Origin of the sequence: Streptomyces populi, assembly GCF_002911015.1 — a bacterium.
In the GTDB taxonomy this organism is placed as follows: domain Bacteria; phylum Actinomycetota; class Actinomycetes; order Streptomycetales; family Streptomycetaceae; genus Streptomyces; species Streptomyces populi.
In genome coordinates, this window is record NZ_KZ626878.1 from 50,411 (window position 1) to 76,253 (window position 25,843).

Sequence of the window (25,843 nt, forward strand, 5' to 3'; positions counted from 1 at the left end):
GACTGCCCTGGAGGCGAGCCCTTTTGAGTACGGGACCCGGAGCACACTCCGCCCCCGGACCAGCCACCCACGACTCCACAGCCACCCACGACTCCCCCCGCTCCTCCTCGATGTTCAGTTCGCTGAGGATCCGGAACTACCGCCTGTTCTTCCTGGGCCAGGTCGTCTCCAACACCGGCACCTGGATGCAGCGCATCGCCCAGGACTGGCTGGTGCTGAGCCTGACCGGTTCCTCCGCCGCGGTCGGTGTCACCACCGCGCTCCAGTTCCTGCCGATGCTGCTCTTCGGCCTGTACGGCGGTGTCCTCGTCGACCGTCTCCCCAAGCGCCCCACGCTGCTGGTGACCCAGACGGCGATGGCCCTCACCGGCCTCGCGCTCGCCTTCCTCACCCTCTCCGGCCACGTCCAGGTCTGGCACGTCTACCTCGCCGCCTTCGCCGTCGGCATGGCCACCGTCGTCGACAACCCGGCACGCCAGTCCTTCGTCTCGGAGATGGTCGGTCCCGGCCAGCTCCAGAACGCGGTCAGTCTGAACTCGGCCAACTTCCAGTCCGCACGGCTGGTCGGCCCCGCCGTCGCGGGCCTGCTGATCACCGGCGTGGGGACCGGCTGGGCCTTCCTGCTCAACGGCCTGTCGTTCGTGGCCCCGCTGGCGGGGCTGCTGCTGATGCGCTCCCGCGAGCTGCACGCCGTCGAGCGCGCGCCGCGCGCCAAGGGCCAGCTCCGCGAAGGCCTCCACTACGTCGCCGGCCGGCCCGAACTGATCTGGCCGATCGTCCTCGTCGGCTTCATCGGCACCTTCGGCTTCAACTTCCCCGTCTGGCTGTCGGCGTACGCGGACGACGTCTTCCACTCGGGCGCCGGTGCCTACAGCCTCTTCAACACGCTGATGGCGCTGGGTTCGCTGACCGGGGCGCTGCTCGCCGCCCGGCGCGGCACGGCCCGGCTGCGCGTGCTGATCGCGGCCGCGCTGGCCTTCGGGGCGCTGGAGGTGGTGGCCGCCACGGTCCCCGCGCTCTGGCTGTTCTCGCTCCTGATGATCCCGATCGGCGTCTTCGGGCTGACGGTGAACGTCACCGCGAACACCGCGGTCCAGATGGCCACCGACCCGGCCATGCGCGGCCGGGTCATGGCGCTGTTCATGATGGTCTTCGTGGGCGGCTCGCCCCTCGGCGCGCCGCTGATCGGCTGGGTCACCGACGTCTACGGTCCCCGGGTGGGCTTCGCGCTCGGCGGACTGGTCTCGATGGCGGCGGCGACGGCGATCGGTCTGGTCCTGGCCCGTGTCGGCGGCCTGCGGATCTCCCTGGGGTGGCACCACGGCCGCCCCAGGATCCGCTTCGTCCCGCGCACGCCGAGCGAGGAGCGGCTGGCCGCCGCGGTGTGACCGGGCGACCCGGAGGCGGCCGGCCCGCTCACGCGGCCGGCCGCCTCCGCCGTTTCCCGGCCCTCCACTGCCTCCGGCAGACCGCCCCCGCCGTACCTCCGCCTCTCCCGGCCTTCTCGCGGCGCGCCCCTCCGGCGGTTCCCCCCGGCGCCAGGGCCGGTCGGCCGCTCTCCCCGCATTCCTCCGGCGGTTCCCTGCGGCCGACCGCTTCCCACGTTCCCCGGCCGCCTTCCGGCCCTCCACCGCTTCCGGCAGATCGCTTCCCGCGTTCCTCCGGCCGCCTCCCGCGTTCCTCCGGCGGTTCCCCGTGGCTCCGGGGGCGGACGTCTCGTCGTGTCTCCGGTGGTCCGCGCGCCTCTCGGGCGTCTCGCGTGCGCCCGAGGCCGGTGGGGCCGGGTGGCGTCGACCCCGCGTCCCCCGGAGGCGGCCGGCATGATCCGCGGCTCCGGATACTCCCGTGTGCCGGTGGCCGTTCCCTGGAAGGCTGGCCCCATGAGACTCTTCGCCGCGGTACTGCCCCCTGCCGACGTGGTGCGTGAACTGGCCCCGGAAGTGGAGGCGTTGCAGCGAATGCCGGGTGCGGACGCGTTGCGCTGGACGGGCCGCCCCGGCTGGCACTTCACCCTCGCGTTCTACGGGGAGGTGGCCGACGGCATCGTCCCGGACCTCACGGAACGGCTGCTGCGGGCCGCCCGGCACACCGGCCCGTTCCCGCTGTCCCTGCACGGCGGCGGGCACTTCGGCGGCCGTGCCCTGTGGGTGGGGGCGACGGGGGACGTCCCGGCCATGCGGCTGCTGGCGGACCGGGCGGAGGCGGCGGGCCGCAAGGCGGGCGTCGAGATGGAGGAGCACCGGCGTTACCGGCCGCACCTGACGGTGGCCCGCAGCCGCGGCTCCGCGGACCTCAAGCCGTACGCCGCCGCCCTGGACGCGTTCGCCGGGACACCCTGGACCGTGGGTGAGCTGTGTCTCGTCCGCAGCAACCTGCCGGCCTCGGGAGTGCCCCGTGAGCAGCCCCGATACGAAACGGTGGCGAGCTGGCCGCTGGGGGCGGGCGACGGGAGCGGCCACACGGGCGGTTAACCTCGATGGCGTGGATCCCAAGACCCGAAACCGTGTCATGGCCGGTGTGCTCGTGCTGATGTTCCTCGTCGTCGCCGTGGCGGCGGCGGTCAGGTAGCGACCGCCGCCGTCGGACGGTCCGTCACCAGGCGAACGCCTCGGGGGACGGTCCCGGGCCCGGGAAGATCTCGTCGAGCCCCTCCAGGACCTCCTGGGACAGCTCCAGCTCCACCGCGCGCAGCGCCGATGCGAGCTGTTCCGCGGTGCGCGGTCCCACGATGGGGCCGGTGACGCCGGGACGGGTCAGCAGCCAGGCCAGCGCGGCCTCTCCGGGCTCCAGGCCGTGCTTCTCCAGCAGGTCCTCGTAGGCCTGGATCTGGGTGCGTACGGCCGTGTTGGCGAGGGCGTCGGCGGACCGGCCGCTCGCCCGGCGGCCGCCCTCGACCTCCTTCTTGATCACACCGCCCAGCAGGCCGCCGTGCAGCGGCGACCAGGGGATGACACCGAGCCCGTACTCCTCGGCGGCCGGGATGACCTCCATCTCGGCGCGGCGCTCGGCGAGGTTGTAGAGGCACTGCTCGCTGACCAGGCCGATGGTCCCGCCGCGGCGGGCGGCGATCTCGTTGGCCTGGGCGATCTTGTAGCCGGGGAAGTTGCTGGACCCCACGTAGAGGATCTTGCCCTGCCGCACCAGGACGTCGATCGCCTGCCAGATCTCCTCGAAGGGGGTGGACCGGTCGACGTGGTGGAACTGGTAGACGTCGATGTAGTCGGTTTGCAGCCGCTTCAGGCTCGCCTCGACCGCGCGCCGGATGTTCAGGGCGGAGAGCTTGTCCTGGTTGGGCCAGGGGTCGCCCTCGGTGCCCATGTTCCCGTACACCTTGGTCGCGAGGACCGTCCGCTCGCGGCGGTCGCCGCCCTTAGCGAACCAGTTCCCGATGATCGATTCCGTACGGCCCTTGTTCTCGCCCCACCCGTAGACATTGGCCGTGTCGAAGTAGTTGATTCCGGCGTCCAGTGCCGCGTCCATGATCGCGTGGCTGTCGGCCTCGTCCGTCTGCGGTCCGAAGTTCATCGTGCCGAGGACGAGCCGGCTGACCTTGAGCCCCGTGCGTCCGAGCTGTGTGTACTTCATGGTTCACCAGCCAACGGCGTGGAGTGCGCTCTAGGCAAGAGCAGGGTGGGTGGCGCCCGGGGAGGCCCTAGTCGCGCGGGAACCCGTCGGTCTTCAGCGTGAGGTCGAGAGCGGTCGCCGTGAGGTCGACGGCCTCGCCGAAGTCGACCCTCGTCTCCGTCGTGTAGGTGTCGCCCTTGGGGTGGGTGTAGACGTGGCAGCGGCGCTGGTAGGGATCGGCGACCAGGTAGACGGGTACCTCGGCGATCGCGTAAGCGGCCTTCTTGGGGCCGTAGTCGTTGGCCGCGGTGCCCTCGGAGATCACTTCGGCGACGAACTCCACGTCCTGGTAGCGCCAGTGGCCCCCGCCGTCCGGCTCCGCCGTGTCCTTGAGCAGGGCGATGTCCGGGCAGAACCCGTTCTCGTGGCCGGGGAAGTCGATCCGGACGTCCGAGAACACCATGACGTCCTCCCCGAACCTGTGCTCCAGGGCGCGCAGGATCCGGCGAATGATCTGCCAGTGCGTGTTCCGCTGCGGTGTCATGTGGACGTTGCCCCCGACGATCTCGACCCGGAATCCTTCGGGGACGGGCATCCGCTCAAGACGTCGGAACCACTCGTCCAAAGCCTCGGTATTGGCGTCGGCGTCGGCCATCTCGATCCTGTCCTCCAGGACGGTCATCGTGGCGCTCCTCCCCGGCTGCCCCCGGACGGGTGCGGCCGCACGGTACAACGATACGCACCGTGACCGGGCGACGACGGAATCAGGTCAGTCCGTTCCGGCCTCGTACGGCTCGCCCAGGTCCCACGCCTGGTGCATCGCCTCCGCGAAACCCTCCGCGATCTTGTGCTCGCCGCTCGCGTTCGGGTGGGTGCCGTCGTAGGTGTCGAAGGCGATGTCGTACGAAGAGGGTGGGGAGGCGAGCAGCAGCGGGGAGCGCGGTTCGTCGAGGTCGGCGACCGTCTTGGCGAGGAGCTCGTTGAACGCGGCCACCTCGGCGGCGAAGGGCGCGTCGTCCTGGGCGCGGACGTTCGGTATCACCGGGAGCAGGACCATGCGGACGCGCGGGTTGGCGGCACGGGCCTCCGACACGAAGAGGCGGACGTTGTCGGCGGTCTGGACGGCGTTCGTGTAGAAGCCGAGGTCGATGAGGCCGAGCGAGACCAGCAGGACGTCGGCGCGCTGTTCGCGGACCGTCCCGCGGATCAGCGGGGCCATGTGCAGCCAGCCCTCGCCCCAGCCGGCCAGGTGGGCGCGGGGGAACTCCGGGTCCGCGTACTCGTACGAATCGGGGGAGTCCGTCGCCTTGTCGTAGAGCGTCTCGCGCGGGCCGACGATCTTGAACGGGCCCCCGTACGTCGCGCGCAGGTGCTGCCACATCCGGTAACGCCACGTGTGTTCGCCCGCGCTACCGATCGTCATGGAGTCGCCGACGGGCATGAACCTGAGCATCCGATCATCATGGACGATCGGCCCGGGTGCCACCGTCCCGGACGGTGTGAGGCTGGACACGCGGACACCCGGTCCGGCGCGGTGCGCGGGGCGGGTGGTCGTGGGGGCGGGGCGGCCCGGGTCCCGGAGGGCGGCGGCGGCGTGAACGGGCCGACGGGATGGCAGGCTTGGGGACATGCGCCGATCGCCTTCGTCCGTGTCCGGAGCCCTTGCCGGAGCGGCCCTCGTCCTCGCCCTGGCACCGCCCGCCCTCGCCGACGGCGGGGACGGTGGGTTCACCATCAAGGATCCGCGGATCAAGGAGTCCAGCGGCCTCGCCGCCTCGCGCATCCACCCGGGCGTCTACTGGACCCACAACGACAGCGACGACGGGCCCTACCTCTACGCGGTCGACAGCAGGACCGGCCGGACCGTCGCCAGGGTCACCATGAGCGGGGTGGGCGCGCCCCGGGACGTCGAGGCGATCTCCCTCGGCCCCGACGGCGACCTCTACGTCGGTGACATCGGCGACAACCTCGGCGGCAAGTGGGACCACGTGTGGATCTACAAGCTCCCCGAGCCGAAGGTGCTGAAGGACCAGACGGTCCGCGCCACCCAGTACGTCGTGAAGTACGCGGACGGTCCCCGCAACGCGGAGGCGATGATGGTGCACCCCAAGACCGGGCGCGTCTACATCGCCGACAAGAACGAGGACGGCGGCCACCTCTACGAGGGGCCCGCCGAGCTCTCGGCCACGGCCACGAACGTCTTCAGGCCCGTCGCCGCCGTCGATCTGTGGGTGACGGACGGCGCCTTCTCGCCCGACGGCCGGCAGCTCGCCGTGCGCGGCTACTTCGGCGGCATCGCGTACACGTGGAACGGTGGCCGGATCAAGCGTCTGGAGCGCCTGAACGTGCCGCTCCAGGGCCAGGGCGAGTCGATCACCTACACCCCCGACGGATCGAAGCTCATGTACGGCAGCGAGGGCGCGGACAGCCCCGTGGAGCCGGAGGACGCCCCGGGTGCCTCGGGGGCCGGCTCCGACTCGCCCTCCAGGGGCGGCGGTTCGGCCGCCGGGGGCGGGGACGGCGGTGGCATGAGCGGTCAGGTGAAGGTCGGCGCCTTCGCGGTCGCGGCCCTCTTCGCCGTGGTCCTCGGCCTCAGGCGCCTGCGCCGCCGCTGACCCGCGGCCACGGGCCGTACGACGGCCGGGGCGCCCGGCGGGGTCTGGCGTCCGTGCCCGGTGCCGGGGGCGTCCGGCGGCCTGTACACACGCCGAGGGGCGTCCCGCACGCTCGCGTGCCGGACGCCCCTCGGTCGTGGGAACGGCTAGAGCTTCTCGATCACGTAGTCGATGCAGTGCGTCAGCGCCTCGACGTCCGCCGGGTCGATCGCCGGGAACATGGCGACGCGCAGCTGGTTGCGGCCGAGCTTGCGGTAGGGCTCGGTGTCCACGATGCCGTTGGCGCGCAGGGCCTTGGCCACGGCGGCGGCGTCGATCTCGTCGGCGAAGTCGATCGTGCCGATGACCTGCGAGCGCTTGGCCGCGTCCGTCACGAACGGGGTGGCGTACTTGCTGTCCTCGGCCCAGCGGTACAGGCGGGTCGAGGAGTCCTTCGTGCGGGCCGAGGACCAGGCGAGGCCGCCCTGGCCGTTGATCCACTCCAACTGCTCGTTGAGCAGGAAGATCGTGGCCAGCGCCGGGGTGTTGTACGTCTGGTTCTTGCGGGAGTTGTCGATCGCCGTGGGCAGCGAGAAGAACTCCGGGACGTGCCGGCCCGAGGCGTGGATCCGCTCGGCGCGCTCGATCGCGGCCGGGGAGAACACGCCGATCCACAGACCGCCGTCGGAGGCGAAGGACTTCTGCGGGGCGAAGTAGTAGACGTCGGTCTCGGCGATGTCGACGGGCAGGCCGCCGGCGCCGGAGGTGGCGTCCACCAGGACGAGGGAGCCCTCGTCGGCGCCCGCGACCCGCTTGATCGGGGCGGCGACACCGGTCGAGGTCTCGTTGTGGGTGAAGGCGTAGACGTCGACGCCGGCCTCGGCGACCGGCTCGGGGTGCGTGCCCGGGTCGGAGGAGACCACGCTCGGGTCGGCGAGCCACGGGGCGAGCTTCGCCGCCTTCGCGAACTTGGAGGAGAACTCGCCGAACGTGAGGTGCTGCGACTTGTTCTCGATCAGGCCGTGCGTCGCGACGTCCCAGAACGCGGTGGAGCCGCCGTTGCCGAGGACGACCTCGTACCCGTCGGGCAGGGAGAACAGTTCGCGCACGCCCTCGCGCACCTTGCCGACCAGGTTCTTGACCGGGGCCTGGCGGTGGGACGTGCCGAGCAGGGAGGTGCCGGTCGCGGCCAGCGCGTCCAGTGCCTCCGTCCGCACCTTGGAGGGGCCGGCGCCGAATCGTCCGTCGGCGGGCTTGAGGTCAGCGGGGATCTGGATATCAGCCACGTCATGAGCCTATCCGTTCCGGGAAACCTCGGTGAAACGTCGTCCGTCGGCTGAGACGGGGCGTGTTGACGGCGGTGGCCGCCGAGGGGCCCGTCACGGGCCCCTCGGCGGCCACGGCTCATGCGGTCCGGTTCACCCGGTGGTGAGCCTGACCGGCAGCTCGAACAGGTCGTTCTGCGTCACCACCGGCTTGTTGCGCAGCTCCGACACCGGGACGGCCAGGTCCAGGGACGGGAAGCGCTCGTACAGGGCGGGCAGGGCGACGCCCGCCTCCAGCCGGGACAGGGCCGCGCCGGGGCAGACGTGGGGACCGTGGCCGAAGGAGATGTGCCGGTTCTTGACGGTGCGGGTGATGTCGAACTCGCCCGCGGTGGGCCCGTGGGCGTTCTCGTCGCGGCCGATCGCGCCGTACGACACGATGAGCGCGTCGCCCGCCGGGATCACCTTGTCGCCGACCGGGACGTCCTCCGTGGCGAAGCGGATGAGGACGTGGGAGGTCGGGGTCGCGTAGCGCAGGGTCTCCTCGACGACCGCGGACCAGTCCGCCTCGCCGGACAGGACGAGGGCGCGCTGGTCGGGGTGGGCGGAGAGGTTGACGACGGCGTTGACGATGAGGGAGATCGTCGTCTCGTGGCCCGCCGCGACCATCAGCTGGAGCGTGGAGACGATCTCGGTGTCGGTGAGGTGGTCGCCGTCCTCGGAGGCCAGGATCAGCGCGCTGGTCAGGTCGTCGCCCGGCTCGGCACGCTTGGCCGCGACCGTCTCCGCCATGATCCCGGCCAGTTCGGTGAGGGTGGCGATGACCTCCGCGGGCGGGGTCTGGGTCGAGAAGAACTTCTCGAAGAGCTCCTTCAGCCGCGGCAGCCGGGACTCCTCGATGCCCATGAGGTCGGCGATGACGTACATGGGCAGCGGGTAGGCGAAGTCGGCCTTCAGGTCGACGACGTCCCCGGTGAGGTCGTCGAGCAGACTCTCCGTCAGCTTCGAGATCCGCTCCCGCATCTGCTCCACCCGGCGCGGGGTCAGCGCCTGCGCCACCAGGGTGCGCATCCGCCGGTGGTCCGCGCCGTCCACGGTGAGCATGGAGCGGCCGGGGTTGGCGAGTCCGATCAGCGGCCAGTCGGGGGCGATCTCGCCGCGCTGCCAGGCGCCCCAGACGTTGATGTCCTTCACCAGGCGGGGGTCGGTGAGCAGGGCGCGCGCCTCGGCGTGGTGGGTCACGGCCCACACCGGGACACCGCCGGGCAGTTCGACGGCGGCGAGCGGTCCCGCGGCACGCAGCGCGGCGCTCTCGCCGTCCAGGTCGGTGACGAAGGGGTCCAGGGCTATGCGGGTCTCTTCGGTACCGGTGGTCATGCGGGGGTGCCTCCAAGGGCTGGGGTGGGGTGAAGCGTTTTCCCCGGGGCATGGGGACAGCCCCGGGACCCGGCCGGACCCAGGTGTGCCGGCCGGGTGGCGAGGGGGGTCTCAGAGGACGGGTACGGGCGTGAACCGCACGGGCAGTTCGTTCAGGCCCCGCAGCCACGGGGAGGGGCGGCGGGTCAGCGATTCGGCGGGCACGGCCAGGTCGATGTCCGGCAGCCGGTCCAGCACGACCTCGATCCCGGTCCGCGCGATCACCTCGGCGACTTCCTGGGCCGGGAACGGGCAGCGGTGCTCCCCGTGGCCGAAGGAGAAGTGGGCGTTGTTGCCGCCGGTGAGCGCGGAACCGTCGGTGCGGACCTGGGGGTCGGAGTTGGCGCCCTGGAGGCCGAGCAGCAGCAGGTCGCCGGCGCGGATCGTGCGGCCGCCGAGCTGGGTGTTGCGGGAGGCCCAGCGCCCGGCCACGTTCTGGGTGGGGGTGTCCTCCCACAGGACCTCGTTCATGGCCTCGGCGACGCTGTGCCGGCCGCCGAACAGGGAGGCGGCGAACCGGTCGTCGGTGAGCATCAGGCGCAGCGAGTTGCCGATCCAGTCGGCGGTGGGCTGGTGGCCGGCGGCCATCATGACCATCAGGTCCTGGACGATCTCCGTCTCGTCGAAGCCCGCGGTGTTCGCGAGCATCCGGGAGACGACGTCGTCGGCGGGCCTCTCCTTGCGGTCGGCGATCAACTGCGCCATGGAGGCGGCCAGATGCTGCTGTCCGGCCAGTGCGCCCTCGCGCCCGTTGATCATGTCGTTCAGGGCGGTGACCAGACCCGGGCCCTGCTCGTCCGCGAAGCCGTAGAGCGTCGCGAGGACCCGTACGGGCAGCAGGGCCGCGTAGTCGCCGATGAGGTCCGTCTCGCCCTTGGGGCAGACCGCGTCGATCAGCTCGTCGGCGAACTTCTCGGCGTGGGAGCGCAGTCGGAACGGGTCGACGGCCTCGAGGGCGTCGCTGATCATCGCGGCGCGCTCGCGGTGGCGCTCGCCGACGGTGTACAGGATGGAGGGCTGCTTGCGGCCGATCATCGGCAGCAGCGGCCAGTCGTCGGGGATGTGGTCCCACTGGCTCCACAGGTCCGAGTCCCGGCTGAACAGCTGGGGATCGCCGGTGACCTGGTGCAGTTCGCGGTAGCCGAGCACGAGCCAGGCCGGGACGTCGCCGTCGAGGACGACCGGCACGACGCTGCCGTGGTCGCGCCGCATCTCCCGGTACAGCTCGGCGGGTTCGGTCTGGAACCGCGGCCCGCCGAGGGGGACGGGCGCGGATGCGGAGGCGGGGGTCACAGCGCGGGCTCCGGTGAGTGAAGGGCGCCTTCCGCGGCCGTGGCGCCGTGACGGGCGTGGAGGGACTGGAGGTGCTCCACCAGGGTGATCAGCACCCGCTTGCTGGACTCCCGGGAGCGGGCGTCGCAGTCGAGCAGGGGGACGTGCGGGTCGAGGTCGAGGGCCTCGCGGATCTGCGCGGGGGTGTGCGGGGGGCCGCCGAAGTCGTTGCAGGCCACGATGAACGGCGTGCCGTGGTGCTCGAGACGGTCGATGGCGTACCAGGACTCGTCGATGCGGCGGGTGTCGACGAGGACGATCGCCCCGAGCGTCCCGGAGAACAGCCGGTCCCACAGGAACCAGAACCGCTCCTGCCCGGGCGCGCCGAACAGGTACAGGATGTTGTGCGTGTCCAGCGTGATGCGTCCGAAGTCGAAGGCGACGGTGGTCGCGGTCTTGCCGCGGACCTCGCTGTTGTCGTCGACGGCCTCGCCGGCCTGCGTCATCGTCTCCTCGGTGTTGAGGGGACGTATCTCGCTGACCGAGCGGACGAGGGTCGTCTTGCCGACACCGAAGCCGCCCACGATCACGATCTTGAGGCCGTTGTCGGCCGACGCGGACAGTGGCGCACGAGCGTCAGAGGTTACGGAGTCCAACGAGCACCTGCTCCAGGATGTCGGGATCGGGAAGACCGGAAGGAACAGTGGTGTGCGGGTGACGGGCGCTGACGCGGCCCGTGGAGAGCAGGTCGGAGAGCAGGACGCGGGTGATCGACACCGGCAGGTTCAGCTCCGCCGCGATCTCCACGACCGCCGTCGGCCGCTCGCACATCCGCAGGATCGCGGCGTGCTCGGACTGCATGCCCACCACCGGGTCGCACTCGGCGACCACCAGGGTCACGAGGTCGAAGGGGGTGTCGGGCCCGGACCGGGTGCGCCCTCCGGTGAGGGTGTACAGCCGGTCGGGCGCGTCGTCCCTGCCCGGACGGCTCATGACGACCGGGGCGGTGCGGTCAGGTGCTCGCCGAGTTGTTCCACCAGTTCGCTCATGTTGTGCCCCACCAGTCCGGCGTCGGCGTCCTCGCCGGTGACGACGGCGAGGTGCGCGCCGTCACCGGCCTCCACGATGAACAGCACCCCTCCGTAGAACTCGGCCATCGCCGAGCGCACGCCCCCGCTGCCGTCGCCGAACTCCACGGAGGCCCCGTGGGACAGCGACTGGATGCCGGCGGCGATGGCGGCGAGCTGGTCGGCCTGGTCGACCGACAGCTCCGGAGTGCGGCACAGCTTCAGTCCGTCGCGGGAGAGCACGAGCGCGTGCCGTGCGCCCGGGGTGCGCTCGAGGAGGCCCTCGATGAGCCAGGTGAGCTTCTCGTCGGCGGTGATGGTGCCGGTCATGGGGTGGTGTCGCCTTCCGGGAGCGCGGTGGGGGTGGTGGGAGTGGGGGTGGTGGAACCGGTGGACGCGGGTGCGTGGTCCTCGGGCCGTGCGTGTGCCCCGGTCCCCGGCGGATCCTCGCCCGCCACGGGTTCGGGGGCGCCCGCTGCCGCGCCGCGCACCGCCTGGCGGAAGGTGCCGAAGCGGGCGGCCGGCCGGGCCTTGGGGTCGTCGCCGGTGCGGGGCTCCGGGGGAGCGGTGTGCGAGCGGCTGCGCTCGGCGTGGGCGAGGGTGCGTCCGCGGCGGCGCTTGGGGAGGCCGCCGGTGGACGCGGGGCCCTGCTCGTGCCGGGGCGAGTCGTGGGTCGGAACGGGGTCCGGGTCGAGGTCGCCGGCCGCGCGGGCGGCGGCGTACGAGGCGGCGGTCCCGGCGGGTTCCCGCGGCGCCCCGGACTCCTGCGGGTCCGGCGCGCGCCGGGGCTCCGGCGCTCCCTCGCCGTCCCGGGACCCCGGCGCGGACGTGCGGCCGCCGTCGGCGGCCGGGGCCGCCACGACGGGCTCGGGCCCGGCGGGCGGCCGGACCGCGGTGTGGGGAGGGTTCGCCTGGGTGAGGATGTCCTGCGGGATCAGCACCAGGACGCCGGTGCCGCCGCGGGCGGAGGGCCGGAAGGACACCTTCAGGCCGTACTTGCGGGCCAGCCGGCCGACGACCGCGAGGCCGAGCCGGGTGCCGGTGCCGAGGTCGGACGCGTTCACCATGTCCCCGGACACGGCGCGTTCGGCACGCCGCAGCTGCACGTCGCCCATCACCAGGCCGCTGTCCTCGACGGAGACGATGACGCCCGCCGGGACCTCCTCGACGTACACGTGCACTTCGGCGGTCGGCGGCGAGAAAGTGGCGGCGTTGTCGAGGAGTTCGGCGAGCGCGTGCATGACGCCCTCGGCGGCGTGTCCGGCGACGGCGGCCTCGCTGGTGGAGTGGACGCGCACGCGCTGGTAGCCGCCGATGCGGCCCATGGCGCCGCGCAGGATCGACTCCATGACGATCGGGCGGGCCCAGCGGCGTCCCGAGCGCGCGCTCGCCAGGACGGCGATGGAGTCGGCGAGGCGCCCCACCTGCGCGGTGCGGTGGTCGAGGTGGAGGAGGTCGGCGAGGACGTCCTCGTCGGAGTGCCGCTCCTCCATGGCCCGCAGGTCGGCGAGCATGCCGGTGGACAGCGCCTGCATGCGGGCGGCCGCGTTGGCGGTCGCCGAGACCGCGGCGGTCCGGTTGCTGTCGGCCTGCCGGGCGCGCTCGGAGAGTTCGGCGTTCTGTTCCGTGAGCCGGGCGAGGCCGGCGGTGAGCCGCTCGCGCTCCTCGGCGAACTCCGCGGTGAGCCGGGCGTGTTCGCGGGCGGCCTCGTCGGCCAGGCGGATCCGTTCCTGGGCCGCGGTCTCGGCCGCGTGGGCGCGTTCGCGGGCGGCCTCGCCGGTGAGCCGGGTCCGCTCCTGGCCGAACTCCTCGGCCGTCCGGGCGCGTTCTTGCAGGAGCCGGCCGATGTCCTTCGTCACGCCGTCGAGGCGCCGGAGGGCGAGTCGCTCGGCCTGTACGGCGCGGGCGGCCACCGCCACGGCGGCGCACAGCAGTAACGCGGCGGCGCCGGTGCCCCAGGCGAGGGGGACGCGGGCCGGTTCGGGGGCCAGCAGGACGGCGGCCACCACCGCCGCGGCGGCCGGGACGGCTGCGGTCAGCACGGCTTTCGCCGTGGCGCGCGGGGCGGGTCGTTCGCCGGAGGGCAGGGGCGGGGTCATCAATCGGTCCTCGGTCGTGTTCTGGGGGGAGAACGTGTCCTCGGTCGTGTCCTCGATCGGTCCTGGGCGAGAAGCGACACATGATGCTCAAGTCGCCGTCACTATATGAGAGTTCGCGATCCGATTGGGAAGCTTCGGGAAGCGGTTTCATGATCGCTCCGGCATATCGGGGCCTTTCGGCGCACGTCCGAGGGGTCGTCACCGGTGCCTGGCGGCATTCTGGAGGCATGACGGATCTGGGTGGACGGCCGGAAGGAAAGCCCGAGGGGCGGCGGGGAGGGGAGCCCGGCGGGTGGCCCGGGGCGCGCTCGGAGGGGGTGGCCCGGGGGCTGCGGGCCGAACTGGCGGGGGCCGTGCGCGGCGAGGTCTCCTTCGACGCGACGGCGCGGGCGCTGACCACCATGGACGCCTCCAACTACCGGCGCGTACCGCTCGGGGTGGTGGCCCCGCGGGACGCCGACGACGTGGCCGCCACCCTCGCCGTGTGCCGTGCCCACGGGGTACCGGTCGTGGCGCGGGGCGGCGGCACCTCGATCGCCGGACAGGCCACGGGCACCGGCGTCGTCCTCGACTTCACCCGGCACATGAACCGGATCCTCGCGCTGGACCCGGAGACCCGGACGGCCCTCGTCCAGCCCGGCGCCGTCCTCGACCGTCTCCAGGAGGCCGCCGCCCCGCACGGTCTGCGCTTCGGCCCCGACCCCTCCACCCACAGTCGCTGCACCCTCGGCGGGATGATCGGCAACAACTCCTGCGGCTCCCACTCGGTCGCCTGGGGCACCACGGCGGACAACGTGCGGGAACTCACGGTCGTCGGCGCGGCCGGGGACGCCCGCCGCCTCGGCCGCGACCGGCGGGGCGCCCCGGACGGTCTGAAGGCCCTGGTAGAGGGCGAGTTGGCGCTCCTGCGCACCGGTTTCCCCGACCTCCCGCGGCGGATCTCCGGGTACGCCCTCGACGCGCTCCTGCCCGAACGGGGCGCGGACGTGGCGCGCGCGTTCTGCGGCTCCGAGGGCACCTGGGGCGTCCTCACCGAGGCGGTCGTCCGCCTGGTCGAGTCGCCCCGGTCACGGGCGCTGGCCGTCCTCGCCTACCCCGACGAGAGCGCCGCCGCCGACGCCGCGGCCGGCCTGCTCGGGCACGGGCCGCTGACCGTGGAGGGCATGGCCGCCGATCTCGTGCCCGCCGACGCGGGGCTGCCGCGCGGCGGGGCCTGGCTGTTCGTGGAGACGGGCGGCGGGTCCCCGGCCGAGGCACGCGCGCACGCGGACACGATCGTGCGGGCGGCGGACGTGCGGGACGCCCTGGTGGTCACCGACCCGGCGGGGCAGCGGGCGCTGTGGCGGCTGCGCGAGGACGCCGCCGGTACCGCGACCCGGATGCCGTACACCGGTGACGGCTCCCCGCCCGGCACCGGCCGCGGGCTCGGCGCCGAGGCCTGGCCCGGCTGGGAGGACTGCGCGGTGCCGCCCGCCCGGCTCGGCGCGTACCTGCGGGACTTCCGGGCCCTGCTCGCGGACCACGGACTGCGCGGCACCCCGTACGGGCACTTCGGCGACGGCTGCATCCACGTCCGGATCGACTTCGACCTGGTCTCCGCGGCGGGCGTGGCCCGCTTCCGGCGCTTCTCGGAGGAGGTGGCCCGCCTCGTCGTCTCCCACGGCGGTTCGCTGTCCGGCGAGCACGGGGACGGACAGGCGCGCGCGGAACTGCTGCCCGCCATGTACGGCGCGGAGATGGTCCGCCTCTTCGAGAGGGCGAAGGACCTCTGGGACCCGGACGGCCTGCTCAACCCCGGCATGCTGGTGCGCCCGCACCGGCTGGACGAGAACCTGCGGTTCGCGGTGCTGCCGAAGCGCCCGGTGGACGTGGAGTTCGGCTATCCCGCGGACGGCGGCGACTTCTCGGCGGCGGTGCGCCGCTGCGTGGGCGTCGCCAAGTGCCGTACGGCGACGGCACCCGGCGGAGCCGAGGTCATGTGCCCCTCCTTCCGGGCGACCGGGGAGGAGGCCCACTCCACGCGCGGGCGGGCCAGGCTGCTGCACGAGATGCTCGCCGGCGAGATCGTCACCGACGGGTGGCGCTCGACGGAGGTCCGGGACGCGCTGGACCTGTGCCTGTCCTGCAAGGGATGCAGGTCCGACTGCCCGGTCGGCGTCGACATGGCCACGTACAAGGCGGAGTTCCTGCACCACCACTACGCCGGACGCCGCCGTCCCGCCGCCCACTACGCCCTGGGACGGCTCCCCTTCTGGCTCGCCGCGGTGGCCCGCACCCGCTCGGCGCGGCTCGTCAACTCCCTCGCCTCCCTGGGGCCCTTGGCCGCCGCCGCCAAGCGCCTGGCCGGTGTCGCGCCCGGACGGGAGATCCCGCGGCTGGCGCCGGAGACGTTCAGCCGGTGGTGGTCGGCCCGGCTCCGGGAACGGGCGCGGGACCTCCCGTCCGGGCGCGAGCGGGGCCGGGACGGGCAGGACGGTCCGGGGCACGGGGTCCGGGACGCGGACGGACCGTTCCCGGACCCCGGCGGGAGGACGGTCCTGCTGTGGCCGGACACCTTCACCGAGCACCTGGAACCCTCCGTCGGACGCGCGGCCGTACGGGTCCTGGAAGCCGCCGGACTCACCGTGCTGCTGCCCCCGACGACACCGTGGCGGCACGGACCCGTCGGCGACGGGGTCACCAGGGGACCCCTGCGCCCCGGCACGCTGCCCCCGCGCGGCCGCCGGCGCGTCTGCTGCGGACTGACGTACGTCTCGACCGGCCAGCTCGACCGCGCCCGTGCCGTCCTGCGCCGCACCCTCGCCCTCATGGAGCCCTGCCTGGCCGTGGACGGCCTCCCGGTCGTCGTGCTGGAGCCGAGCTGCGCCGCGGCCCTGCGCACGGACCTGCCCGAGCTGCTGCCCGACGACCCGCGCGCGGCGCGGCTCGCGGCGGCGGTGACGACCTTCGCGGAGGCACTGGAGAGGCACGCTCCGGGCTGGACACCGCCCCGTCTGGACCGTCCGGCCACCGGCCAGACGCACTGTCACCAGCACGCGGTCCTCGGCGACGGGGCCGAACGCCGGCTGCGTGAGGCGGCGGGCCTGACCGGTGCCCTGGCCGGCGGCTGCTGCGGCCTCGCGGGCAACTTCGGCTTCGAGAGGGGCCACGAGGAGGTGTCACGGGCCTGCGCGGAGGAACAACTGCTCCCGGCGGTACGGGCGGCCGGCGACAGCACGGTGGTCCTCGCCGACGGCTACTCCTGCCGCACCCAGCTGGCCCAGCTGTCCGGCCGCCGGGGCCGCCACCTGGCGGAGGTGCTGGCCGAGGCGCTGGACGACGTCCCGCGGGACGGCCGGCCCGCGGCAACTCCGTAAGTACGCTGGGACTTCACCGGCCGAAGGACCCCGAGGAGCCACGCGCATGACCCTCCGCCTACAGGCGATCACCCGTGACGAACACCTGGCCTTCGTCCGCTCGCGGCCCTCGGCCAGCCACATGCAGGTGCCGTCCTGGGGGGACGTGAAGCCGGACTGGCGTGCGGAGAGCCTCGGCTGGTTCGACGCGGACGGCCGTCTCCAGGGGGCCGGTCTCGTCCTGCTGCGCCCGCTGCCGAAGGTCAGGCGGTACCTCGCGTACCTGCCCGAGGGCCCCGTCATCGACTGGCACGACCCGGACCTCGCCGAGCGCTGGCTCCGGCCGATGATCGCGCACCTGAAGTCGCGCGGCGCGTTCACCGTGAAGATGGGCCCGCCCGTGGTCGCGCGCCGCTGGAGCGCGGACACGCTCAAGGCGGCCATCGCCGATCCGGCGGCGCGGCGCCTCGGCGAGGTGACGGAGACCTCCCGCGAGCCGGGTGCCGACAAGATCGCCGACCGGCTGCGGGGCATGGGCTGGCGGCGGACCGAGCCGGGCGGCGAGGACGGCTTCGCGGCGGGACAGCCGCGCTACGTCTTCCAGGTCCCCTTCGCCGGACGGTCCCTGGAGGAGATCCACAAGGGGCTCAACCAGCAGTGGCGGCGCAACATCAAGAAGGCCGACAAGGCCGGCGTCGAGGTGGTCCGAGGCGGCTACGACGATCTGCCCGCCTTCCACGAGCTCTACGCGGAGACGGCGGAGCGCGACCGTTTCATCCCGCGCCCGCTGCCCTACTTCCAGCGGATGTGGACCTCGCTGACGGCCGAGGACCCGGACCGCATGCGGCTGTACCTCGCCCGTCACGAGGGCGAGGTCCTCGCCGCGGCCACCATGCTGACCGTCGGCACCCACGTCTGGTACTCCTACGGCGCCTCCACCAGCCGCAGGCGCGAGGTCCAGCCCAACAACGCCATCCAGTGGCGGATGATGACCGACGCCCACGCGCTGGGCGCCGCCGTCTACGACTTCCGCGGCATCACCGACACCCTCGACGAGGACGACCACCTCGTCGGCCTCCTGCGCTTCAAGGCGGGCGCGGGCGGCGAGGCCGCCGAGTACCTGGGGGAGTGGGACTTCCCCGTCAACCGGCTGCTGCACAAGGCGCTCCAGGTCTACATGACCCGTCGCTGAGGCAATTCTCAGCGGACCACGGAAATACCCAGCTTTCCCCAGGATATTCACAGCGGTCCTTTGCCATTTTTGCCGTTGTCGGCGTCGGGGGTGCGTGTAGGTTCATTGGCATCGGGAGCCGGACGCGGAATTCTCGGACCAATGGAACGTCGAACACCAGGAGTCGGAATGAGCTTCAGGAAGCTTGCCCCGCTGCCCCCCAAGCCCAAGTCGAAGCAGCTCCCCCCGCCCCCGCCGCCGAAGCCGAAGAAGCGGGCGCACAAGCCGCTTCCCAAGCCGCTGCCCGGCCAGGACCGCTGACCCGCGGCTGAGCGGACGAGGGGGCCGACGGTGCACCGTCGGCCCCCTCGCGCTTTTCTGAATTCATCGGCGGCCGTATTTCGGCGACGGAGAGCGAGGGGAATGTGAAATGGGAGACGAAGACGGCGGGAGTGCGGAACTCGAACACGAGGAGACCCCGAACATTTCGGCCCGCACCGCATTTCGCCGTTTCTGGCCGCTGACCAGGGGGCTGCGCCGCCCGCTGCTGGTCGTCTGGCTGTGCACGGTGCTCGCCGCGCTGGCCGAGACCGAGGCCGTCCTGCTCTTCGGCGACCTCACCGACCACGCCCTGCGGGAGGGCTCCCTCGACGCGTTCTGGAGCCCGGCCGTGAAATGGCTGGGCATCGCCGTCGTCGGCGCGGTCGTCGCGTACGCGGGCAACTCCCTGGCCGCCTGGGCGACGGAGCGCTTCGTGATGCGGCTGCGCGAGCACGTCTTCGACCACGTGCAGCGGCTGCCCCCGCACTTCTTCCAGCGCCACCGTCACGGCGATCTGCTCTCGCGCCTGACCAGCGACGTCGAGGCGATCGAGACGATGGTCGTGTCCGGGCTGGTGGGCGCCGCCTCGGCCGCCTTCAGCGCGCTGTTCTACGCGGCCGCCGCCTTCTGGCTGCGCTGGGACCTGGCCGCCGCCACCTTCGTCCTCGCCCCCCTGTTCTGGCTGGCGGCCCGCCGCTTCTCCGGCTCCATCAAGGACGTCTCGCGCGCGGGACGGGTCGCCGACGGCGCGATCACCTCCGTCGTCGAGGAGTCCCTCGGCAACATCGTGCTCACGCAGGCCTACGGCCGCCGGGACGCGGAACGCCGCCGGCTGGGCGAGGAGGCGAACGCCTGGTTCCGCGCCTCCGTCCGCGCCACGCGCCTGAACGAGGCGTACGAGCAGCTCGTCCAGGTCATCGAGACGGTGTGCGTCCTCGCCGTGATCGGCATCGGCGCCTGGGAGATCTCCACCGGCCGGATGACCCTCGGCCAGCTCCTCGCCTTCTCCGCCTTCCTCGGCTACCTCTACCCGCCCGTGCGCGGACTCGCCCAGCTCGGCCTCACGGTCACGGCGGCCACCGCGGGCGCCGAACGGCTCATCGAGATCCTCGACGTGAAGCCGTCGGTCACCGACCCCCGGGGCGCCACGGAGACCGGCCGTCCCGACGGCACGGTGGAGGTCCGGGACGTGGTGTTCGGCTACCCGGACGCCGACGACACGGCCCTGCGGGGCCTCTCCTTCACGGTCGCCCCGGGCGAGCTCGTGATCGTCACCGGCCCGAGCGGCGCGGGCAAGTCCACGGTGTCCAAGCTCCTCCTGCGCTTCTACGACCCCGACGCGGGCGAGATCCTGCTGGACGGCGTACCACTGCGGGACTTCCCGCTGGCCCGGCTGCGCGAGTACGTCACCCTGCTCCCGCAGGAGACCCTCGTGCTGCACGACACCGTCCGCGCGAACATCGCCTGCGGCCGCCCCGGCGCCAGCGAGCGGGCGATCGTCGAGGCGGCGAGGGCGGCCGACGCGCACGACTTCATAGAGCGGCTGCCCGACGGCTACGACACCGAGGTCGATCCCGGCTCGGCCCGGCTGTCCGGCGGCCAGCTCCAGCGCCTCGCCGTCGCCCGCGCGATCCTGCGCGACGCCCCGGTCCTGGTCCTGGACGAGCCGACGACCGGACTGGACGCGATGGCCGCGCGCCGGGTGGTCAAGCCGCTGCGACGGCTGATGTCGGGCCGCACGACCATCATGATCACCCACGACCTCAACCTCGCCCCCGACGCCGACCGCATCCTCGTCGTCGACCGCGGCCGGATCGTCGAGACGGGCCGCCACGAGGAACTCCTCGCCCGGGGCGGGGCGTACGCCCGGCTGCACCGCTCGCAGAACAACGCCGTGACGGACACCGCCGAGCTGCGGCTGCCGCTGTTCGCACCGGAGCAGACGGCGCAGCCGTACGCGTACGCGTACGCGTACGCACCCGGACACGGACACGCCCCCGGACACGGGCCCGCCCCTGCCCCCGGGCACGGGTACGGGTACGCGCCCGAGTACGCGTACGCGACCGAGTACGGGTACGCCGCCGGGCAGGGAGGTGGCGGTGCGCCCGAGCCGTACCCCGCCGCCGGCTTCCGGGCCGTCCCGGTCCCCGGGGCGTACGGGACCGACCCCGCCGCGCTCCCGGACGGCCACCCGCCGTTCCGTGACGAGGGCCCCTGGCCGGGCAGCTGAGTCTCAGCATCCAGGACAGCTACATAAGCGGTTCACACTCCTGACGAAGTCTCTTACCCTGGACTCGGCAGTACATTGTGATGAACACCCGACCGAGCCAGCCTCCAGGACCGCCCGTGAGCACCCCCAGCGCCACCACCTCGTCGTCCTCGCCCGCCTCCGGGACGGACCACGTTCCCGTGCCCGCGGGCGGCGCGCCCGGCAGGCTCGGCTCCCTCGGACCCGTCGGGCTGGTGCTGGCCGGGGGGATCTCGGTCCAGTTCGGCGGCGCCCTCGCGGTGACCCTCATGCCGCGGACCGGCGCGCTCGGCGTGGTGACCCTGCGCCTGCTCGCCGCCGCGGTGATCCTGCTCGTGGTCTGCCGCCCCCGGCTGCGCGGTCACTCGCGCGCCGACTGGGGGACGGTCGTCGTCTTCGGCATCGCCATGGGCGCGATGAACGGCCTCTTCTACGAGTCGGTGGCCCGCATCCCCCTCGGTCCCGCCGTCACCCTGGAGGTGCTGGGCCCGCTCGCCCTCTCGGTGCTGGCCTCCCGCCGCGCGGTCAACGCCGTCTGGGCGGCCCTGGCCCTGGCCGGTGTCTTCCTCCTGGGCGGCGGGGGCTTCAGCGACCTGGACCCGGCCGGCGTCGCCTTCGCGCTCGGGGCGGGCGCGATGTGGGCGGCCTACATCGTCTTCAGCGCCCGTACGGGTCGCCGGTTCCCGCAGGCCGACGGCCTGGCGCTGGCCATGGCGGTGGCGGCGCTGCTGTTCCTGCCGCTCGGGATCGTCTCGTCCGGCGCCCGGCTGCTGGACCCCACCACCGTGGCCCTGGGCTCGGCGGTGGCGGTCCTCTCCTCGGTCCTGCCCTACACCCTCGAACTGCTCGCGCTGCGCCGCCTGCCCGCCTCCACCTTCGCGATCCTCATGAGCCTGGAGCCCGCCATCGCCGCGACAGCGGGCTTCCTCATCCTCCACCAGTCCCTGTCCGCCACCCAGGCGGCCGCGATCGCCCTGGTCATCGGCGCGAGCATGGGCGCGGTGCGGACGCAGGTGGGCCGGGGGAGGGCGAAGGGCCCGGACACCGGCCGGACGTCCTGAACCGGCACCCGGACGCACCGGAAACGGTGAGCCCGGGCGCCGGCGGCCGGTGAACGCGGCCCGTTACCGCCGGACCCCGCGCACCACTGCCCGCAGTCTCCGCCGCACGACCCCGGGGACGTCCACCGCGTGGACCTCCAGCACCAGCGTCGTCTCCGACGCCCCCTTCACCGGACGGGCGGCGTAGGGGCGGGCGAGGTGGAACCAGCGGGCGCGGCCCAGGCCCGCGAGGTAGGGGACGGCGGCGACGGATGAGGCGGACAGGGGCAGGGTCACCGTCCAGCGGCCCGGGCGCAGGCCCTTGAGCGGGAGTTCCGCCGTGAATCCCCCGGGGGTCCGGCCGGGCGACGTGGGCACCTCGTGGCGCTCGCCCGCGGCGTTCTCGACGCGTAAGCGCGGTGCCCCGACGTCCTGCGCGCCCTCACCGGCCAGCGTGCCGGTCACCACCAGCGTGCCCTTTCGCGACCTGTGCCACGACGTCCCGGTCACCTGGCAGGGGGTGTCGTCGCGGGGCACGTCCTGGCCGACGTCGAGGGAGAGGTCGCCCTGGCCGGTCACGTACGGGGTGACGGCGGTGGGCTCGTCCGTTCCCGTCGTCATGGTCCACTGCGGCGGTGTCCGCCCGTCCTCGGGCTTCTTCAGCCGGACCGTACGGCTGATCCCCTGGGCCCGTACGTCGAGGAAGAGGTTCCACCGGCCGTGGCCCAGCGGGGCGCCGGCCGCCGCCGTGGACAGGTCGACGTCCGCGACGAAGCCCGCGTTCGCGTGGCGCTCGTCGTCCGGGAGCCCGGCGACGGCGTGCACCGGCGCGGGGACGCGGATCTCCGGCTGGTTCGCGTCGTGGCGGCGCAGGACCAGTTCGGTGGCCGTGTCGAGGGAGGCGACGTTCTCGATGTAGGCGTGGCCGGTCAGCCGCAGCACCCCGTCCTCCCGCACGTCCGCCGACGCGAGCCGGTGGCGCACCGGCAGCCGGTCGGTGACGTCGAAGGCGCTGTCCGGCACCCCCGCCGCCGGGTCGCGGAAGAGCGGGTGCTCCCAGTAGACCCGGCCCCCCTCGACGACGTGACCGCGCCCGGCGTCCTCCTTGGCGTTGCGGATGACCGTCATCACGTCCTCGAACCGGTCGGCCCGCAGCAGGTGCAGCAGCAGCCGGTCGCGCGGTTCGAGCTTCTCGATGATCGGGTCGGTGACCCACTTCTCCACCCAGTCGCGGATCTCCGGGTAGATGCGTTCGCGGATGTCCTCGTCGTCCTCCCGGAGCAGCAGCCACCACAGCGGGCCGCACAGTTCCCACGCGACGTGCCGGCGCATGATCTGGTCGCGCCGCGGACCCGGCTCCAGGTGGCGGGCCACCGCCTCGAAGCACATCCGGGTGCCCCGCATCCGGTGGCTCAGGTTCTGCGCGGTGAGGGTGAGGTTGTTCCCGTTCGCGCGGTTGCGGTGGTAGTAGCAGTCGTAGTCCGCGACGACGGATATGCCGTCCGCGTTGAGGTACGCGGTGGCGGTGAACGGCTTGTCCTCGGTGTTGCGGAACGGGGGGAAGCGCAGGTTCAGCCGTTCCAGCAGCGAGCGGCGGAAGAGCTTCCAGCAGCCGAGGGTCGAGTAGGCGGCCGAGGAGAAGATGTCCGTACGGGGCTGGGTGTTCCGGAAGACCGCGGTGGGCACGCCCCGGCCGCCCACCGAGACCATCTTGCCCAGCACGACGTCGGTGCCGTTCTCGTCGGCCATGGCCACCATGCGGCGCAGCGCGTCGGGACCCAGGTAGTCGTCGGAGTCGAGGAAGAAGACGTAGTCGCCGCGGGCGACGTCGAGCGCGACGTTGCGCGGGACGGCCGCGGTGCCCGAGTTCTCCTGGTGGATGACGCGCAGCGAGGGGCACAGGGCGGCGAGCCGGTCGAGTTCTTTGCCGGTGCCGTCGGTCGATCCGTCGTTCACCGCGATGATCTCGAGCTGGTCCGGGCCGATGGTCTGCTCCATCGCGGAGGTGATGCAGTCGGTGAGTTCGGGCATGGCGTTGTAGGCGGGGACGATCACACTGACTCGGGGTTGGTGCATGGCGCTCCTCGGGACTCGGCGGCGGCGGTCCGTACTCGCTGCTCCGGGGGGCGGCGGCGTCGTTCGGTGCCCGTTCTCCAGCTCGTACCGGTTGCCGGGCAGCCGGTACGAGCTGATGTGTGCGAAAACATTCGCTGAATACGTGGGGTTAGATGCGCGAGAATGCCCGATGGTTGTGCACTTCAACCGAATGGTCAGCATATGGGCGCCGAATCCCCTTGTTCCGGCTCCGCTTGTCCCGGACGGGGCGGGACGGGCCGCCGGCGGCGAGGAGGACCCGCCCGGACGGGTTCACGGCCGATGCCGTGGCCGTCGGTGTCCGGCGCCGCGATGGTTTAGATGCGCGGGGGCGTCCGATGGTTGGGTCCTTCGGGCAAGTGATCGGCACCTCGGTACCGGACCTGCTCGTTCCGGATGCGGCGGGGCGGGTCGTTCGGGCGGCGGACGGGCGACGATTTAATGCAAGCACGCTTGCTTGTTTTTGTGTCCGCTGCCATGCTCCAGAACGCACCGCGTACGACTCCGCACCGCACATGACTCCGCGCCACGCCGCACACCGTCGTGCCCGAGAGGGAGCTCCAACGTGTCCGATCCGACGCCCGTGTTCGACGATCTGCGTGACGAAAGCGAAGAACTCGACCGGCTCGTGGCCGAGTCGAGTCCCGCCCGGTGGGCGCTCGCCACACCCGCCCCCGGCTGGACCGTCGCCCACCAGATCGCCCACCTCGCCTGGACCGACCACTCCGCCCTCCTCGCCGTCACGGACGCCGAGGCCTTCCAGGGTCTCGTCGAGAAGGCCCTCGTGGCCCCCGGGACGTTCGTGGACGAGGGTGCCGAGGAGGGAGCCCGGCTGCCGTCCGCCGAACTGCTGGAACGGTGGCGCGCGGGGCGCGCCGCGCTCGACCGGGCCCTGCGCGCGTCCGTGCCGGGCGCCCGTTTCCCCTGGTACGGCCCGCCCATGTCCGGCGCCTCCATGGCCACCGGACGGCTCATGGAGACCTGGGCCCACGGTCAGGACGTCGCCGACGCCCTGGGGGTGGTCCGTACCCCCACCGACCGGCTCCGGCACGTGGTCCGCATCGGCGTGCGGGCACGGGACTTCGCCTTCGGCGCACGCGGACTCGCCGCGCCCGCCGAGGAGTTCCGGGTGGAGATCCTCGCCCCCTCCGGCGACACCTGGGCGTACGGTCCCGAGGACGCCCCCCAGCGCGTCACCGCCCCCGCCCTCGACTTCTGTCTGCTGGTCACCCAGCGGGCGCACCGCGCCGACGTCGCCGTGACCGCCGAGGGGCCCGACGCCGACCGCTGGCTCGACATCGCCCAGGCCTTCGCGGGGCCGCCCGGCGGAGGCCGCCCGCCGAAGGGGGACGCGGAGTGACCCTGCGCATAGGCAACGCCTCCGGCTTCTACGGCGACCGCTTCGACGCGATGCGCGAGATGCTCACCGGCGGCGAACTGGACGTCCTCACCGGCGACTACCTCGCCGAACTGACCATGCTGATCCTCGGCCGGGACCGGCTCAAGGACCCCGCCGCCGGATACGCCCGCACCTTCCTGCGCCAGCTGGAGGACTGCCTCGGCCTGGCGCACGAGCGGTCCGTGAAGATCGTGACGAACGCCGGCGGCCTCAACCCGGCCGGGCTCGCCGACGCGGTGCGCGCCCTGGCGGGCCGGCTCGGCATCCCGGTGCGGGTCGCCCATGTCGAGGGCGACGACCTCACGGCCGCGTTCCCCGGCAGTCTCGCCGCCCACGCCTACCTCGGCGGCTTCGGCATCGCGGAGTGCCTCACGGCGGGCGCGGACATCGTGGTCACCGGCCGGGTGACCGACGCGGCCCTGGTCACCGGGCCCGCCGTCGCCCACTTCGGCTGGAGCCCCACGCAGTACGACCGGCTCGCGGGAGCCGTCGTCGCCGGGCACGTGCTGGAGTGCGGAACGCAGGCCACCGGCGGCAACTACGCCTTCTTCGGCGACGGAGACGTGCGCAGGCCCGGCTTCCCGCTCGCGGAGATCCACGAGGACGGCAGCTGCGTCGTCACCAAGCACCCCGGCACCGGCGGCTTCGTCGACGTCGGCACGGTCACCGCGCAACTGCTGTACGAGACCGGGGGCGCCCGGTACGCGGGACCCGACGTCACCGCCCGTCTGGACACCGTCCGGCTGAGCCAGGACGGCCCGGACCGGGTACGGATCGAGGGCGCCCGCGGCGAGGCCCCGCCGCCCACCCTCAAGGTGGGCCTGAACAGGCTCGGCGGCTTCCGCAACGAGGTGACCTTCGTCCTGACCGGGCTCGACGTCGAGGCCAAGGCCGCGCTGGTGCGCGAGCAGATGGGCGACGCGTTCGCCAAGTCGCCGCCCGCGGAGGTGCGGTGGGA

Annotated in this window: 21 protein-coding genes; 10 read left to right on the forward strand and 11 right to left on the reverse strand. The window is 73.0% G+C overall.

Features of this window, described 5'->3' with window-relative positions:
- Nucleotides 1-23: 23 nt before the first annotated feature.
- Both CW362_RS20905 and thpR read left to right on the forward strand, forming a co-directional pair.
- Entirely contained in the window at nt 24-1,388 is a 1,365-nt protein-coding gene (locus tag CW362_RS20905) for an MFS transporter (protein ID WP_376452440.1), read from the forward strand.
- Nucleotides 1,389-1,880: 492 nt separating this feature from the next.
- Nucleotides 1,881-2,471 (forward strand): RNA 2',3'-cyclic phosphodiesterase, encoded by a 591-nt coding sequence (gene thpR, locus CW362_RS20910; protein ID WP_103551046.1) that lies wholly within the window; start codon nt 1,881-1,883, stop codon nt 2,469-2,471.
- Nucleotides 2,472-2,592: 121 nt separating this feature from the next.
- Here thpR and CW362_RS20915 read toward each other — a convergent pair whose 3' ends face one another.
- From CW362_RS20915 to CW362_RS20925, 3 genes are all read right to left on the reverse strand, one after another.
- Entirely contained in the window at nt 2,593-3,585 is a 993-nt protein-coding gene (locus CW362_RS20915) for an aldo/keto reductase (protein WP_103551029.1), read from the reverse strand.
- Nucleotides 3,586-3,652: 67 nt separating this feature from the next.
- A complete protein-coding gene (locus tag CW362_RS20920) occupies nt 3,653-4,246 on the reverse strand; it encodes a Uma2 family endonuclease (RefSeq protein WP_103551030.1) in 594 nt (197 codons plus the stop codon).
- Between the two features lie 87 nt (nt 4,247-4,333).
- Nucleotides 4,334-5,017 (reverse strand): SGNH/GDSL hydrolase family protein, encoded by a 684-nt coding sequence (locus tag CW362_RS20925; RefSeq protein WP_103551031.1) that lies wholly within the window; start codon nt 5,015-5,017, stop codon nt 4,334-4,336.
- Between the two features lie 175 nt (nt 5,018-5,192).
- Between CW362_RS20925 and CW362_RS20930 the strand changes: the two genes are divergently transcribed.
- Nucleotides 5,193-6,179 (forward strand): hypothetical protein, encoded by a 987-nt coding sequence (locus CW362_RS20930; RefSeq protein ID WP_103551032.1) that lies wholly within the window; start codon nt 5,193-5,195, stop codon nt 6,177-6,179.
- 146 nt (nt 6,180-6,325) lie between these two features.
- On the opposite strand, the gene serC is transcribed toward CW362_RS20930, so the two are convergent.
- From serC to CW362_RS20965, 7 genes are all read right to left on the reverse strand, one after another.
- Nucleotides 6,326-7,444 carry a phosphoserine transaminase gene (gene serC / locus CW362_RS20935; protein ID WP_103551033.1) on the reverse strand — a complete coding sequence of 373 codons (1,119 nt, stop codon included), beginning with the start codon at nt 7,442-7,444 and terminating at the stop codon, nt 6,326-6,328.
- Nucleotides 7,445-7,576: 132 nt separating this feature from the next.
- Complete coding sequence (locus CW362_RS20940; protein ID WP_103551034.1) at nt 7,577-8,800, reverse strand: cytochrome P450 family protein; 1,224 nt, start codon at nt 8,798-8,800, stop codon at nt 7,577-7,579.
- A 111-nt stretch (nt 8,801-8,911) separates the two neighbouring features.
- Complete coding sequence (locus CW362_RS20945) at nt 8,912-10,132, reverse strand: cytochrome P450 (RefSeq protein WP_103551035.1); 1,221 nt, start codon at nt 10,130-10,132, stop codon at nt 8,912-8,914.
- Complete coding sequence (locus tag CW362_RS20950; RefSeq protein ID WP_376452448.1) at nt 10,129-10,767, reverse strand: GTP-binding protein; 639 nt, start codon at nt 10,765-10,767, stop codon at nt 10,129-10,131. The genes CW362_RS20945 and CW362_RS20950 overlap by 4 nt, the downstream gene beginning before the upstream one ends.
- Nucleotides 10,748-11,104, reverse strand: coding sequence for a DUF742 domain-containing protein (locus CW362_RS20955; RefSeq protein WP_103551036.1), 357 nt, complete (start codon nt 11,102-11,104; stop codon nt 10,748-10,750). The genes CW362_RS20950 and CW362_RS20955 overlap by 20 nt, the downstream gene beginning before the upstream one ends.
- On the reverse strand, nt 11,101-11,508 hold the full coding sequence (locus CW362_RS20960; RefSeq protein ID WP_103551037.1) for a roadblock/LC7 domain-containing protein: 408 nt from the start codon (nt 11,506-11,508) through the stop codon (nt 11,101-11,103). Before CW362_RS20960 ends, CW362_RS20955 begins: the two co-directional genes overlap by 4 nt.
- Entirely contained in the window at nt 11,505-13,277 is a 1,773-nt protein-coding gene (locus tag CW362_RS20965; RefSeq protein WP_103551038.1) for an ATP-binding protein, read from the reverse strand. The genes CW362_RS20960 and CW362_RS20965 overlap by 4 nt, the downstream gene beginning before the upstream one ends.
- A 227-nt stretch (nt 13,278-13,504) precedes the next feature.
- Between CW362_RS20965 and CW362_RS20970 the strand changes: the two genes are divergently transcribed.
- From CW362_RS20970 to CW362_RS20985, 5 genes are all read left to right on the forward strand, one after another.
- Nucleotides 13,505-16,633 carry an FAD-binding and (Fe-S)-binding domain-containing protein gene (locus CW362_RS20970; protein WP_103551039.1) on the forward strand — a complete coding sequence of 1,043 codons (3,129 nt, stop codon included), beginning with the start codon at nt 13,505-13,507 and terminating at the stop codon, nt 16,631-16,633.
- Nucleotides 16,634-16,679: 46 nt separating this feature from the next.
- Complete coding sequence (locus CW362_RS20975; RefSeq protein ID WP_103551040.1) at nt 16,680-17,804, forward strand: lipid II:glycine glycyltransferase FemX; 1,125 nt, start codon at nt 16,680-16,682, stop codon at nt 17,802-17,804.
- A 168-nt stretch (nt 17,805-17,972) separates the two neighbouring features.
- Entirely contained in the window at nt 17,973-18,104 is a 132-nt protein-coding gene (locus CW362_RS45315; protein WP_276313685.1) for a hypothetical protein, read from the forward strand.
- A gap of 109 nt (nt 18,105-18,213) precedes the next feature.
- Nucleotides 18,214-20,334 carry an ABC transporter ATP-binding protein gene (locus CW362_RS20980; RefSeq protein ID WP_103551041.1) on the forward strand — a complete coding sequence of 707 codons (2,121 nt, stop codon included), beginning with the start codon at nt 18,214-18,216 and terminating at the stop codon, nt 20,332-20,334.
- A gap of 116 nt (nt 20,335-20,450) precedes the next feature.
- Nucleotides 20,451-21,413 carry an EamA family transporter gene (locus tag CW362_RS20985; protein WP_240657943.1) on the forward strand — a complete coding sequence of 321 codons (963 nt, stop codon included), beginning with the start codon at nt 20,451-20,453 and terminating at the stop codon, nt 21,411-21,413.
- Nucleotides 21,414-21,476: 63 nt separating this feature from the next.
- Here CW362_RS20985 and CW362_RS20990 read toward each other — a convergent pair whose 3' ends face one another.
- On the reverse strand, nt 21,477-23,468 hold the full coding sequence (locus tag CW362_RS20990) for a glycosyltransferase family 2 protein (protein ID WP_167455630.1): 1,992 nt from the start codon (nt 23,466-23,468) through the stop codon (nt 21,477-21,479).
- Between the two features lie 583 nt (nt 23,469-24,051).
- Here CW362_RS20990 and CW362_RS20995 point away from each other — a divergent pair.
- Together CW362_RS20995 and CW362_RS21000 are read left to right on the forward strand one after the other, a co-directional pair.
- The gene (locus tag CW362_RS20995) at nt 24,052-24,846 is read left to right on the forward strand and encodes a TIGR03084 family metal-binding protein (protein ID WP_103551044.1); all 795 of its coding nucleotides are present in this window, start codon (nt 24,052-24,054) and stop codon (nt 24,844-24,846) included.
- Between the two features lie 50 nt (nt 24,847-24,896).
- Nucleotides 24,897-25,843 (forward strand): acyclic terpene utilization AtuA family protein (locus CW362_RS21000; RefSeq protein WP_240657945.1); only part of this gene is annotated, 947 nt, incomplete at its 3' end.

Bases quoted from the DNA above. Each gene is read 5' to 3' on its own strand.
- CW362_RS20930 (WP_103551032.1), top strand. From the start codon at position 5,193: ATGCGCCGATCGCCTTCGTCCGTGTCCGGAGCCCTTGCCGGAGCGGCC.
- CW362_RS20915 (WP_103551029.1), bottom strand. From the start codon at position 3,585: ATGAAGTACACACAGCTCGGACGCACGGGGCTCAAGGTCAGCCGGCTC.
- CW362_RS45315 (WP_276313685.1), top strand. From the start codon at position 17,973: ATGAGCTTCAGGAAGCTTGCCCCGCTGCCCCCCAAGCCCAAGTCGAAG.
- thpR (WP_103551046.1), top strand. From the start codon at position 1,881: ATGAGACTCTTCGCCGCGGTACTGCCCCCTGCCGACGTGGTGCGTGAA.
- CW362_RS20980 (WP_103551041.1), top strand. From the start codon at position 18,214: ATGGGAGACGAAGACGGCGGGAGTGCGGAACTCGAACACGAGGAGACC.
- CW362_RS20940 (WP_103551034.1), bottom strand. From the start codon at position 8,800: ATGACCACCGGTACCGAAGAGACCCGCATAGCCCTGGACCCCTTCGTC.
- CW362_RS20970 (WP_103551039.1), top strand. From the start codon at position 13,505: ATGACGGATCTGGGTGGACGGCCGGAAGGAAAGCCCGAGGGGCGGCGG.
- CW362_RS20975 (WP_103551040.1), top strand. From the start codon at position 16,680: ATGACCCTCCGCCTACAGGCGATCACCCGTGACGAACACCTGGCCTTC.
- CW362_RS20925 (WP_103551031.1), bottom strand. From the start codon at position 5,017: ATGCTCAGGTTCATGCCCGTCGGCGACTCCATGACGATCGGTAGCGCG.
- CW362_RS20960 (WP_103551037.1), bottom strand. From the start codon at position 11,508: ATGACCGGCACCATCACCGCCGACGAGAAGCTCACCTGGCTCATCGAG.
- CW362_RS20920 (WP_103551030.1), bottom strand. From the start codon at position 4,246: ATGACCGTCCTGGAGGACAGGATCGAGATGGCCGACGCCGACGCCAAT.
- CW362_RS20965 (WP_103551038.1), bottom strand. From the start codon at position 13,277: ATGACCCCGCCCCTGCCCTCCGGCGAACGACCCGCCCCGCGCGCCACG.
- CW362_RS20955 (WP_103551036.1), bottom strand. From the start codon at position 11,104: ATGAGCCGTCCGGGCAGGGACGACGCGCCCGACCGGCTGTACACCCTC.
- CW362_RS20990 (WP_167455630.1), bottom strand. From the start codon at position 23,468: ATGCACCAACCCCGAGTCAGTGTGATCGTCCCCGCCTACAACGCCATG.